The sequence below is a fragment of the Alistipes sp. HGB5 genome (genome assembly GCF_000183485.2).
GTDB lineage: Bacteria > Bacteroidota > Bacteroidia > Bacteroidales > Rikenellaceae > Alistipes > Alistipes finegoldii.
Window position 1 is genome coordinate 121,762 of sequence record NZ_AENZ01000076.1, and the last position, 12,629, is coordinate 134,390.

The 12,629-nt window shown below is 51.9% G+C and carries 13 protein-coding genes; 7 read left to right on the forward strand and 6 right to left on the reverse strand.

Annotation, left to right across the window (positions count from 1 at the left end):
- Positions 1 to 10 precede the first annotated feature (10 nt).
- The 7 genes from HMPREF9720_RS13080 to HMPREF9720_RS13110 are packed head-to-tail and all read left to right on the forward strand — an operon-like array spanning position 11 to position 7,135.
- Positions 11 to 1,090 carry a glutaminyl-peptide cyclotransferase gene (locus HMPREF9720_RS13080; protein WP_004320571.1) on the forward strand — a complete coding sequence of 360 codons (1,080 nt, stop codon included), beginning with the start codon at positions 11 to 13 and terminating at the stop codon, positions 1,088 to 1,090.
- Positions 1,087 to 1,587, forward strand: a complete 501-nt coding sequence (locus HMPREF9720_RS13085; protein WP_004320573.1) for a transposase — start codon at positions 1,087 to 1,089, stop codon at positions 1,585 to 1,587. The genes HMPREF9720_RS13080 and HMPREF9720_RS13085 overlap by 4 nt, the downstream gene beginning before the upstream one ends.
- Positions 1,584 to 3,662 carry a TonB-dependent receptor gene (locus HMPREF9720_RS13090; RefSeq protein WP_004320575.1) on the forward strand — a complete coding sequence of 693 codons (2,079 nt, stop codon included), beginning with the start codon at positions 1,584 to 1,586 and terminating at the stop codon, positions 3,660 to 3,662. Before HMPREF9720_RS13085 ends, HMPREF9720_RS13090 begins: the two co-directional genes overlap by 4 nt.
- A 4-nt stretch (positions 3,663 to 3,666) precedes the next feature.
- Positions 3,667 to 4,806: an ABC transporter substrate-binding protein gene (locus HMPREF9720_RS13095; protein ID WP_004320576.1), complete on the forward strand. Its 1,140-nt coding sequence runs from the start codon at positions 3,667 to 3,669 to the stop codon at positions 4,804 to 4,806.
- The gene (locus tag HMPREF9720_RS13100; protein ID WP_004320577.1) at positions 4,807 to 5,787 is read left to right on the forward strand and encodes a FecCD family ABC transporter permease; all 981 of its coding nucleotides are present in this window, start codon (positions 4,807 to 4,809) and stop codon (positions 5,785 to 5,787) included. It abuts the gene before it with no gap.
- A complete protein-coding gene (locus tag HMPREF9720_RS13105; protein ID WP_004320578.1) occupies positions 5,784 to 6,542 on the forward strand; it encodes an ABC transporter ATP-binding protein in 759 nt (252 codons plus the stop codon). The genes HMPREF9720_RS13100 and HMPREF9720_RS13105 overlap by 4 nt, the downstream gene beginning before the upstream one ends.
- Complete coding sequence (locus HMPREF9720_RS13110; RefSeq protein ID WP_008765501.1) at positions 6,539 to 7,135, forward strand: DUF2284 domain-containing protein; 597 nt, start codon at positions 6,539 to 6,541, stop codon at positions 7,133 to 7,135. The genes HMPREF9720_RS13105 and HMPREF9720_RS13110 overlap by 4 nt, the downstream gene beginning before the upstream one ends.
- Positions 7,136 to 7,215: 80 nt before the next feature.
- Here HMPREF9720_RS13110 and HMPREF9720_RS13115 read toward each other — a convergent pair whose 3' ends face one another.
- From HMPREF9720_RS13115 to HMPREF9720_RS13140, 6 genes are all read right to left on the reverse strand, one after another.
- The gene (locus tag HMPREF9720_RS13115; protein ID WP_005680020.1) at positions 7,216 to 8,616 is read right to left on the reverse strand and encodes an OmpA family protein; all 1,401 of its coding nucleotides are present in this window, start codon (positions 8,614 to 8,616) and stop codon (positions 7,216 to 7,218) included.
- A 54-nt stretch (positions 8,617 to 8,670) separates the two neighbouring features.
- On the reverse strand, positions 8,671 to 10,128 hold the full coding sequence (mobV, locus tag HMPREF9720_RS13120) for a MobV family relaxase (protein ID WP_007482776.1): 1,458 nt from the start codon (positions 10,126 to 10,128) through the stop codon (positions 8,671 to 8,673).
- 217 nt (positions 10,129 to 10,345) lie between these two features.
- On the reverse strand, positions 10,346 to 11,191 hold the full coding sequence (locus HMPREF9720_RS13125) for a hypothetical protein (RefSeq protein ID WP_005680022.1): 846 nt from the start codon (positions 11,189 to 11,191) through the stop codon (positions 10,346 to 10,348).
- Positions 11,181 to 11,771 (reverse strand): hypothetical protein, encoded by a 591-nt coding sequence (locus HMPREF9720_RS13130; protein ID WP_005680023.1) that lies wholly within the window; start codon positions 11,769 to 11,771, stop codon positions 11,181 to 11,183. The genes HMPREF9720_RS13125 and HMPREF9720_RS13130 overlap by 11 nt, the downstream gene beginning before the upstream one ends.
- The gene (locus HMPREF9720_RS13135; protein WP_005680024.1) at positions 11,762 to 12,163 is read right to left on the reverse strand and encodes a hypothetical protein; all 402 of its coding nucleotides are present in this window, start codon (positions 12,161 to 12,163) and stop codon (positions 11,762 to 11,764) included. The genes HMPREF9720_RS13130 and HMPREF9720_RS13135 overlap by 10 nt, the downstream gene beginning before the upstream one ends.
- A complete protein-coding gene (locus tag HMPREF9720_RS13140) occupies positions 12,160 to 12,606 on the reverse strand; it encodes a hypothetical protein (RefSeq protein ID WP_005680025.1) in 447 nt (148 codons plus the stop codon). The genes HMPREF9720_RS13135 and HMPREF9720_RS13140 overlap by 4 nt, the downstream gene beginning before the upstream one ends.
- Positions 12,607 to 12,629: the final 23 nt, after the last annotated feature.

The window sequence follows — 12,629 nt, forward strand, 5'->3', positions numbered from 1 at the left end:
AAATAACGGTATGACCTATCACCAATTGAAATATCTGCTATGGAGCGTAGTTGTCGGAGTGACACTATCCTTGACATCCTGCATGAAGTGGGACTACGGCGATGCCGTGGAAGATTTCAACGCCACGGGAGCCGGACTGTTCATCACCAACGAGGGCAACTTCCAGTACGGCAATGCTACCTTGTCCTATTACGACCCTGCGACCAAACAGGTACAGAACGAAATCTTCTTCCGTGCCAACGGCATGAAACTCGGCGACGTGGCGCAGTCGATGACCATCTACGACAACAAGGGCTGGGTCGTGGTGAACAACTCCCACGTGATTTTCGCCATCGACCTGAACACCTTCAAGGAGGTAGGACGCATCGAGAACCTGACCTCACCGCGCTACATTCATTTCCTAAGCGACGAAAAAGCCTACGTCACCCAACTGTGGGACAACCGCATCTTCATCATCAACCCGAAGAAATATGAAATTACCGGCTACATTCAAGTGCCGGACATGACGATGGAAAGCGGCTCGACGGAGCAGATGGTGCAGTACGGCAAATACGTCTATTGCAACTGCTGGTCGTATCAGAACCGCATCATCAAAATCGACACCGAAACCGACCAAGTGGTCGATGAACTGAAGGTCGGCATACAACCGACATCGCTGGTCATGGACAAGTACAACAAGATGTGGACGGTGACCGACGGCGGTTACGAAGGCAGCCCCTACGGTTACGAAGCCCCGTCGCTCTACCGCATCGACGCCGAGACATTCACGGTGGAGAAGCAGTTCAAGTTCAAGTTGGGCGACTGGCCCTCGGAGGTACAGCTCAATGGCGACAGGGACAAACTCTACTGGATCAACAAGGCCATTTGGAGCATGGACGTGACAGCCAGCCATGTGCCGGTGCGTCCGTTCCTCGAATACAGCGGCACGATTTATTACGGACTGACGGTAAACCCCGCCAACGGGGAAGTATACATCGCCGATGCCATCGACTACCAGCAGCAGGGCATGATTTACCGCTACTCGCCCGAAGGGAAATTGATAGATGAATTTTATGTCGGGATTATCCCCGGTGCATTTTGTTGGAAATGAAGAATAAATTGCGGCATATATACCATATTATTTTCATCACGAAAAGACAGGAGATGACGATTCCAATGACAACCAAAGGAATGATTCTCGATCAGATGGTACAAATTTTCACAAGGAAAGGCTGTCATGTCTATGCCTGCAATGCTTTTCTCAATCATGTTCATATACTTGTAGAGATACCATCTCCCACGGACTTCGCAAAGATTATCAATAAAGTAAAAAGTTCTACAGGCGTTGTCTATCGAAAATATCCGGAATATGCGGATTTTTCAGGATGGGCAGCCGGATTTGATTCGTTTAGCGTGTCATTCAATGATCTGAATCGGGTAAAACACCACATTGAGAAACAAGAGACGGTTCATCAGGAACTTTCATTCGAGGACGAATACGACCAACTGCTTGAAGAAAACGGATTCAATGCCTATCAAGATTTTATGCGGGCATCATTCTCTGCATATGCTGCGGTAAATAACCATATTAAAAACAAAAGGAAATGACATATACAAAATATTTACTTTTCTCAATATTGGTTGTCTGTCCATCCGTGCTGTCTGCGCAGGGAATCACCCGGCGTATTCACCAGATAGACGAGGTGACCGTATGGGGCAAACGGCCGATGAAGGAAATCGGCGTGCAGAAGACGAAGTTCGATTCACTCGCACTGAAAGAAAATATCGCCCTCTCGATGGCGGACATCCTGACGTTCAACTCGTCCGTGTTTGTCAAGAGCTACGGCCGCGCCACGCTCTCGACCGTCGCCTTCCGAGGCACGTCGCCCAGCCATACGCAGGTGACGTGGAACGGGATGCGCATCAACAACCCCATGCTCGGCATGACCGACTTCTCCACCATTCCGTCCTACTTCATCGACCAGGCATCGCTGCTGCACGGTACTTCATCGGTGAACGAAACGGGCGGTGGACTGGGCGGTCTGGTCAAACTCGGCACGGCTCCTGAAGTCGCTGAAGGGTTCAACGCCCAGTACGTGCAGGGCATCGGCTCGTTCAAGACCTTCGATGAGTTCGCCCGCTTCACCTACGGAAGTGAGCGGTGGCACGTCTCCACCCGTGCGGTCTATTCTTCCTCGCCTAACGATTACAAGTACACCAACCACGACAAAAAGATAAACATCTACGACGAGGATAAGAACATCGTCGGACAGTATCACCCGAAAGAGCGCAACCGCTCCGGGGCGTTCAAGGACCTGCATTTGCTTCAGGAAGTGTATTACAATACCGGGAAAGGCGACCGTTTCGGGCTGAACGCCTGGTATATCAACTCCAACCGGGAACTTCCGATGTTGACGACCGACTATGGAGATGCAACCGACTTCGAGAACCGCCAGCGAGAACAGACGTTCCGCAGCGTCTTGTCCTGGGATCACATGAAAAGCAACTGGAAACTCGGCGTGAAAGGCGGTTACATACACACATGGATGGCCTACGACTACAAGCGTGAGGTCGCACCTGACAACTGGGCGTCGATGACCCGCTCCCGCAGCAAGGTAAACACGTTTTACGGTCAGGCGGAGGGAGAGTATTCTTTGGATAAAAAATGGTTTTTCACCGCCAATGTATCGGCACACCAGCATTTGGTACGGAGCGAGGACAAGAACATCATCTTGCAGGACGGTGGCAAGGCCATCGTGGGCTATGACAAGGGGCGCGTGGAACTCTCCGGCTCCGTATCCGCCAAGTGGCAGCCGATAGACCGCTTGGGTATGTCGGTGGTACTGCGGGAAGAGATGTATGGTTCCGATTGGATTCCACTCATTCCGGCTTTCTTCATTGACGGTATCATTTCCCCGAAAGGAAATGTGATGCTGAAAGCATCCATATCGCGTAACTACCGTTTCCCAACTCTGAACGACCTATACTTTTTGCCGGGAGGTAATCCCAACCTGAAAAACGAACAAGGTTTCAGTTATGATGCCGGGGTGAGTTTCGATGTCGGCAAGAAAGGCATTTACAAGTTGAGCGGCGGTGCGAACTGGTTCGACTCCTACATCGACGACTGGATTATCTGGCTGCCCACCACCAAGGGCTTCTTCTCGCCCCGCAACGTAAAGAAGGTCCACGCCTACGGCGTCGAGGTCAAAGCGAACTTCGCCGTGCAGCCGGCGAAAGATTGGCTCATCGACTTGAACGGGTCCTATTCGTGGACACCCTCCATCAATGAAGGTGAGAAGATGTCGCCTGCTGACCAGTCAGTGGGCAAGCAGTTACCCTACGTGCCGAAGCACTCCGCATCGCTGACCGGACGGTTGTCGTGGCGGACTTGGGCGTTCCTTTACAAATGGGCGTTCTACTCGGAACGTTACACCATGTCGAGCAACGACTATACGCTGACAGGACACCTGCCCGAATATTTCATGAGCAATGTCTCGTTGGAGAAAAACCTGTTTTTCAAACCGGTGGACATCCAGTTAAAATTCGCCGTCAACAACCTCTTCAACGAGGACTACCTTTCGGTACTCTCGCGCCCCATGCCCGGCATCAACTTCGAGTTCTTCATCGGCATTACCCCGAAGTTCGGGAAAAACAAGAAAAAGTCCGAAAATACAAATATGTAACGATATGAAAGCATTAAAGAATTTAAGCCTGCTGTTGCTACTTGTATTGGCATTCACAGGCTGCCACAATAAAAGTTCAAAACTCGCCGATTTCAACCGAACGGTCTATACACCTGAATACGCTTCGGGGTTTGACATAAAAGGTGCAGACGGCAAAAAGAGCGTATTGGTTACCGTCACGAACCCTTGGCAGGGCGCCGACAGCATCACTACGAACCTGTTCATTGCCCGTGATGACGAAGAGGTTCCGGCGGATTTCACCGGTCAGATGCTCAAGGGGGATGCCGAGCGCATCGTCTGCATGTCCTCGACCCATATCGCCATGCTCGACGCAATCGGCGAAACGGGACGCGTAGTCGGCGTGTCAGGCATCGACTACATCTCCAATCCCGACATTCAGGCACGGCGGGACAGCGTTGGAGATGTGGGCTACGAAGGGAACATCAATTACGAACTGCTGCTCTCGCTTGACCCCGACCTCGTGTTGCTTTACGGCGTGAACGGGGCAAGCTCGATGGAGGGTAAGCTCAAAGAGTTGGATATCCCGTTCATGTATGTCGGCGATTACCTCGAAGAGTCTCCGCTGGGCAAAGCCGAATGGCTGGTGGCACTTTCGGAGGTTATCGGAAAACGGGCGGAGGGCGAAAAAGTATTCGCGGAAATCCCCGTCAGATACAATGTCCTGAAAAAGAAAGTAGCGGACAATATCCTCGACGCTCCGTCAGTCATGCTCAACACGCCTTACGGCGACAGCTGGTTCATGCCCTCGACCGAAAGCTATGTCGCCCGGTTAATCAAAGATGCCGGAGGCGATTACATCTACAAGAAGAACACAGGAAACGCTTCCGCGCCCATCGACCTCGAAGAGGCGTATCTGCTGGCCTCGCAAGCCGATATGTGGCTGCATGTGGGGATGGCGAACACGCTTGATGAACTGAAAGCCGCATGCCCGAAGTTCATCGACACCCGCTGTTTCCGTGGTGGACAGGTCTATAACAACAACGCCCGCACCAATGCTGCTGGCGGCAACGACTACTATGAGTCGGCGGTCGTAAATCCCGACCTCGTGCTGCGAGACCTCGTGAAGATATTCCACCCCGAACTGGTCGAGGAAGATTTCGTCTATTACAAGCAACTGAAATAGATGCGCTCCCGTTCCGCCATATTGTTTGCCATGCTGGCCGCCCTCACCCTTTTCCTGTTTCTGCTGGATTTGGCGGTGGGGGCAGTCGCCGTACCGCTCGGCGATGTATGGGCGGCTTTGACGGGCGGCGACTGCCCGCGGGCGACGGCGAAAATTATACTGAATATCCGACTGATTAAGGCGGTGGTCGCGTTGCTGGCCGGAGCAGCTCTGTCGGTCAGCGGTCTTCAGATGCAAACCCTCTTCCGCAATCCTCTTGCCGGCCCCTACGTGCTCGGCATCAGTTCGGGCGCGAGCCTCGGCGTGGCACTCGTCGTGCTTGCAGGCTTCGGTTCGTCGATAGGCATTGCCGGGGCGGCTTGGCTCGGAGCGGCGCTCGTGCTGGTCGTCATCGCCGCCGTCGGCCACCGCATCAAGGACATCATGGTGATTCTGATTCTCGGCATGATGTTCTCGTCGGGAGTCGGCGCGATTGTACAGATATTGCAATATCTCAGCAAGGAAGAATCCCTGAAAGCCTTTGTCATTTGGACGATGGGGTCGCTCGGCGACGTGACCTTCGACCAGCTTGCGGTACTCGTCCCGTCGATTATCGCCGGACTGTTGTTGGCGGTGGTGACGATCAAGCCGCTCAACTTACTGCTGTTCGGCGAGGAGTATGCCGTGACGATGGGGCTGAACATCCGACGCTCGCGCGGGCTGCTGTTCCTCTCCACGACGCTGCTTGCTGGTACGGTGACCGCCTTTTGCGGTCCGATAGGCTTCATCGGACTGGCCATGCCCCACGTCACGAGAATGCTGTTCCGCAACAGCGACCATCGGGTACTCGTACCGGGAACCGTTCTTTCGGGTGCGGCGGTGCTGCTTCTTTGCGACCTCGTTTCTAAAATGTTCACCCTGCCGATCAACGCCATCACCGCATTGCTGGGAATCCCCATCGTGGTGTGGGTGGTCTTGCGCAATAAATCCGTCACCGCATGATAAAGTTACACGATTTTTCCATAGGCTACGGCGAGCGCACCTTGCTCTGCGAGGTGGAAACCACCATAGAAAAGGGCAGGCTGACTGCCCTTATCGGGCGCAACGGCACGGGCAAATCGACACTGCTTCGAGCCATCGCCGGACTGAACCGCCGTTATACCGGCCGAATCCTGCTCGACGGGCATAACGCCGCCGATATGCGAGCAGCAGAAATGGCCAGAACGCTGGCATTCGTCACGACCGAGCGCACACGCATCGCCAATCTCAAATGCAAGGATGTCGTGGCTATCGGCCGCGCACCCTATACCAACTGGATTGGAAAGATGCAGGAGGTCGACAAGGAGATCGTCATGCGGTCGCTCGCCTCGGTGGGCATGGAGGCTTATGCGGAGCGCACGATGGACAAGATGTCGGACGGCGAGTGCCAGCGCATCATGATCGCACGGGCGTTGGCGCAGGATACGCCGATTATCCTGCTCGACGAACCCACCTCGTTTCTCGATATGCCCAACCGCTACGAATTGTGTACACTGCTGGCACGGCTGGCGCATGAAGAAAACAAGTGCATCCTTTTTTCCACGCACGAGCTGGATATCGCCCTCTCGCTTGCCGATGCGATAGCCCTTATCGACCCACCCCAGTTGTCGTATATGCCGACCGAAGAGATGCGCCGGAGCGGCTGCATCGAGCGGCTGTTCCGAAATAATTGTGTGACGTTCGATGCCACGACAGGATTCATAAAAGTGGGACAATGACTAAGGAATATATCATAGAGAATTTCACAGCAAATATCAGCGTGGACGAATATATTTCACGCTTCCGGGACGAAAAACGTTTTGTCGAATTTTGCAAACAATGCCCCAACTACGGTAATAGTTGGGGATGCCCGCCGTTCGATTTCGATACCGGAGAATTTCTGCGCCAATATGAATATGCCCACCTGATGGCCACGAAAATAATTCCGGTCGAGAAAAATATTCCGATAGACAGAACGCAGGAATTGATTAAACCGGAACGGCTCAGGATAGAAAGGGAATTGCTGGAAATGGAGCACAGATACGGAGGTCAGGCATTCGCCTATGTAGGAAAATGCCTATACTGTCCCGATTCCGAATGCGCCCGCAAATGCAACCGTCCTTGCCTGCATCCGGACAAAGTACGTCCCTCGCTTGAAGCATTCGGGTTCGATATGACACGAACACTCTCGGAACTTTTCGGGATAGAGCTGCTTTGGGGAAAGGATGGTATTCTACCGGAATATCTTGTGATTGTAAGCGGATTATTTCATAATTCGGCAGAAAATATTATCAGTCATACGAAGCGTAATCAGGATTCAGGAAACCTATAATCTTATTACCCTCATTGATAACAAAAGTCCCTGCAATCCGAATTATAGATTGAGGGACTCGATGAAAGTGAATGTAAAAACTAAAAGAACAACTCTACTTTCGTATGCCTGTTGACTTCGACCGGTACATGGTCGGCTATGCCGCCTCTGCTTACCTTGACGATGCGTTCGATCGGTATGCCACGCTTTTTCAATTCTGCAACGATATAATCCGCTCTCGATGTACTTAATGAACCATTAAGCACAGGAGTTCCAGTCGAACTGTCGGCCGCACCGGTTACTCTCAAGGATAATCCGTATTTCTTGGCCACGCGAGCCAGTTCATCAAGGTTAAGCATTTGGGAAGCATCCGTCAGGTGCGCCGTATTGAGGTTAAAAAAGAAATAGACAGGCGACCCGATGCAATTCCCGGCTTGTATGAGTTCCGTCCTTTCAGAGACGATTATGCCCGGTTTCTCGGCATCATCTCCGTTGTTGCCATATCCAATACTTGCAGAATCAAGCGGCGAGATTCCATCCCAATGCCGGTTTTTCAATCTTGCCCGTAGTGAGTTCAATCCGCTGTAATTATTTCTGGGATAACCTTGACGGCGGTCGGTCTCATCGTCATTAACCAGATGACCGTACTTGTCAAGCAATCCTTCTATTTCCAGAATTTTCTTCAATTCTGCGACCGTCCGTCGGTTGCGGTCGTACCAGTCTTTATAACGCTTGTTTTCTCCGGATAAGATATTGGCATGATCCACGAGCCACTCATTCTGACGAATGTAAGATGTCGCATCAACCGCGCGTTTCCAACCGACCTTTCCGAGATGAAACGTGAAACCGGCGGTCAGCGATACCATGTGGTCGCCGAGGCGGTTCGGGCGTCCGTAACCATCGAAGTCCTGAAAGGTGGTCGTGCCGGAGAGTTCCAACATGGCACTTACTCGTTTGGAAATCCGATATTCTCCCTGTACGCCATACGAAACAGTAAAGGGATTATTCCCGTTAGAGGCATTGTGCAACAGGCCGACACCGGCAAAGGGAGCAAGATTCCAGCGTACCTGTTCTTGCCGGGCATATCTGCAGCCAAGGACATTCCACAGCAGATCCGCATGGATATGGTGGTAGTCCTGATTGGACAATGTTCCATCTTTGAACTGCACACCGCTGTAATTGATACGTGCGCCGACGGACGGAGTGAACCATTTTCCGACTGCGAAACTGTACGAGGGTTTCAAGCGTCCGAAGAGGTCTTCGCAGCCGAGAGGTGTGCCGAGAAAGGCGGACGTACCCCCGGCAATACTGACAAACCAGTTGCCAGTCAGGGATGCCGGAAGTACCACTCCGTCAAGATAGACGGGCTGTATCGGTTGCAGTTCCTCCGAGACATTATAGTACGGTGTATGTTGTACAGTATCCACCTGTACGGGTTGTATACTTGCCTGTGCCTGCAACGTGCAAAGCACGGCCAATATAAAAAAGATTTGTTTCGTCATATTCCAATGATATTATTCGTTATACTTTTTGATTTGTCATGAGACGTATGCCACTTACCGTTTGGGTTTCTTGCCAATGGCCGGACGCATCATGCGGCTCGCCATCCTCATGCTGCGGAGTGCCCATGCACGGTTGTCCTCGTCCTCATCGCGCCCCCATTTCAGGTCGCTGCCGCCACCTCCGCCGCCACGAGTTTCGGCAAAAGTGGTGGCATCATCGACCATACCGAGAAACAGCATCGTCGCGCAGTGCATCACGTCTGTACCTTGTTCCGCTATGGACTGGACGAGCGAGCCGTCGAACAGTTGCCGTTCCGCCACGTCCATCTGTGCCGATACGTTCCTATACTCGCCGACCACATTTTCCAGCAGGACATCCTTGAGCAACGTGTCCACTTTGGAATGTATATCATGGGAGTATTTGTAGGCTTCCTCCTTGAGTTCCCCGGTACGTTCCTCAATGGCATCCATGTTCTCTTTCAGCTCGGCAAGCTGCCGGTCAGCCGTCTGTAACTTCTCCTGCTTGTCTGCCAGTTGCCTGTTGATGCCTGCCAGCTCTTTCTCCAGACTTTTAACTTGTGCGGCTAATTGTTCCGCATCGCCCTTGTTCGCTTTCAAATCCTGTTCGGCTGCCGATAGCAGAGCCTCTTTTTCGGCTTTCGACTTCTCAAGGTTATCGACCATTGTCGTAAGCCCCTTGACCCTGCGCTCTGCCAGACGGATGTCCGATTGAAGGGTTGCCAGCACCTTTTGGTGGCGGTCTATATTTTCCTCGATGGTCGTACATTCTTCCGATAGCATACGGCGGTATTCTTCGGTAGTCCTGTGCCGTGCGCCTGTTTCGGATATGCTTGTTCCTCTCGACATTCCCCACCTTGTATTGACTTCGGCGAAAAAGTCGGTATGAAGCTGTTTCATCCTTGCGCTGTATTCAAACTTGTCCTTTCCGGCGAATATTTCCTTGTACGCAAAGCGGCCGTCTTTGATTGGCAACAAAGTACAATGCACATGAGGGTTCAATTCGTCAAGGTGTACGATGAATGCGGCGATGTTCTGCTCGCCATATTTGCCACTCACGAATGAATAGACGTCTTTCGCCCAGCGTTCAATATCGCTCATTCTTTTGATACGGGTATTGTTCGCACCTTCATCAAAATCCACGTTCTGCGTGCCGAACGCGAGTTCGTGCATCCGCTTACGGGAACCGCCGAAAATGAAGTTCACCACCGTGCGGTACTTCGGTTCTGCCAGTCCTTCGTTGGGGTCTTTGATTCCACGCCTCTCCAATATGTCCGCCATCCGTTCGGGAATGTTGCGGCTCGTGTCAATGGGACGTACCTTGCCTCCGGGCGCAATCTCGAAGTTCAGGTGTTTGCGTGTGGGGTCGTAATTCCCCTTATTCATAGCGTACTTTTCCGCCCTTTCACTGCGGTCACGCAAATGTTCGTTGCTTTGGGCTGCGGTGATGCCTTTCGACACCTGCATATCAAGTACCTGTTTTTGATCTGCCATACTCTTTTCGTGTTGTTTGGACAATCCGTCCTGTCCCAGCTTGCTGCTTGCCCGGACAGCCTACCGACGGTCGGAGACCTATCGGGGTATTAGGCTCCCCCTTCCCTTTGTTTCGTGGCAGACGGGCAAGCCCGTGTGCCTCCTATAACCGGCAGGATAACCGTTAAGGGATGGAGGTGGATTGTTCGCGTTATACAATCTGTTTTCGACTCCCGGTTCAATCCACCATCGCCTGTGCCTTTGCCAGAAGCGATAAAAAAGGTTTGCGAAGCGATTTGAGGCGTTCTTGGTCTTCGTCCATGTCGAAGTCCGTCACTGATGCCTCGGTGTCGAGAATCAGCCCGGCGAGGTCTTTGGCGGACTCGATGAAAGCAGCCCATTCTTCACCGAGGTCAAACCGGAAGAAATCCACAAGCGGCGAACTGTCATCGAATCTCGACTTGTGCAGGATTTTTTGCAGGGCGGCGTGGGCGATGCAGCACAAGGCTGTTTCACGATGTTCCGTGACCAAAGTGCCGGAATGTGCGGAGGTCGTGTTGGAATGGGTGTCCAAACAGAGTCCGGTGTCACGGTCGGCAATTTCAGTCTTTGCCAGACTTACGAGTTGTCCACATATTACGCCAGTTTCGGCAGCGGTCGTTTTGCCGATTACCCAATCGGACAATACCTCACGGAGCTGTCTGGCAAAGTCCGGCTGCTCCTGTGCATTGCGGGGCTGTGCTGCCTGACCGGATTGTACGGTCATGGTAATGACCACGCTTTTGGGAAGCTGGATGCGGGTCAGCAAACCGAATGCCTCCATTGCACTCAAAAAAGAACGGACGGTAGCCCTGTGCCAATGCCACTCCGATGCGAGGTCGGAAACGGTCAGGTGGCACTGGTTGGGTTGCAGCACGTAGGCCTTCTTTCTTAAAAACGGAGAAACGAAACCTGCCAGTGATTTGTCCAACAGGTCACAGTACGCTTCGGTGCGTGTTTTGCGTTCATCCCCTTTCTCCTTGAGATATTCGAATACCTCCCTGTCTGCCAATATGGAAACAGGTATCTTTTGGTTATTTTTCATTTTCATTCGGTTTTAATGATTCATATTGTGCGGATATATCAGTGTTGCCGCTGTCCGCTTCATGCGGCAGATTTGCGTGATGATTCTCGTGATAGGATTCTGACAACATTCCGGGATGCTTTGCCCATCCGGAAAGTGTGTCCGTATCCTTGCATTCGGACATGACCCGAACGGAGGGATAGAACAGGGCTGCCAGAAGAAGATAGGCAATGGTTATCGCCAAGGTGTACAGATGCGGCACAAAGCCGATGACCAGTGCGCCCGATGCGAGTGTGACAAATGCACGGGGGCGGTCAAGCAACCTGCGTAACCAGTTGTCCGTCCGTCGGAACGAAAACATTGCGGCACAGACACCGGTAGAGAGTAGGATTCCAAACTCACCCATATGTCCACAGGCATATACATAATGGAAAAGAAGCAGGCATATCAGCCATACTTGCACATACAGTTTACGGGCGTTGCCGCTTCGTGCCATTGCCATGTAAAAGGGTGTCATGAACCGCTTGTTGTTCTTGTACAATGACATTGATACCCCGAAAGGTATCGCGCAGAAAATGAGTAGCAGGATATTCAGTAACATAAGTAATAGGGCTTTTCGGGTATGGGAGTGGGACGCACAATGAGTTCCAACTGGACAATACCGTATGTCGCCAGCCGGATAAGGGTTTCGGCATCCTTGGGCGAAAAGTACATGGCCGCTTTCTTGATGCGCTGCTTGAATGTAATGTCTTGCTTTCGGTAGATGGCCAAAGCCTTGTCCAGTTCGTGTTCGGGAATAGTCCATGTCGTACCCTCGGCGTGTATGCCGTTCGTCTTGAAGGCACGCAGTACCAATGTACGGGAAACGAGGTAGTCGGTGCGGTCGGTTCTTGAGATGATATGCTCCTTGTAGAGATTGTCATCGGCAACCTCTATCCACGTCCGGTAGGCATTGATGCAATAGACCATCTGTCGGTATAAGGTGTTTCTCATATAAAATTCATCAGCACGTCGGACTTGTCTTTCTTGTATTTCAGGAACCCGCTTTTGGAGTGTAGTTCCAAGTCGAGGCATAAGTCCCCGTACATCTGCTCCAAAGAATCATAGATGGTGACAAGGATGCTGTTTACATTGCCCTCCGTATCCGTCTTGGCGTTCATCTTGAACATCTGTCCGAAAGCGGGATTCGAGTATGCACAAGTGCTGTGACCGAATTTTTCCGTCCGCATCGGAATATGGTGGTAGAGCGTGATCAACTCCATGTCGTCCTCGAACATATCCATTACTTCGTCCAGTTCGTAAGGGGTGCGCAACGGAAACGTAAGCAGCACATAGTCGCCGTAGAACTGCGGTTCTTCCATCGTCGTCACATCGAGCAACTGCGGAAGTTGCAGGGGGACGAATGCCATGAAGTCATTATAAAAATGTCGTAACATATTCATATCTTTTTCTGTTGTTA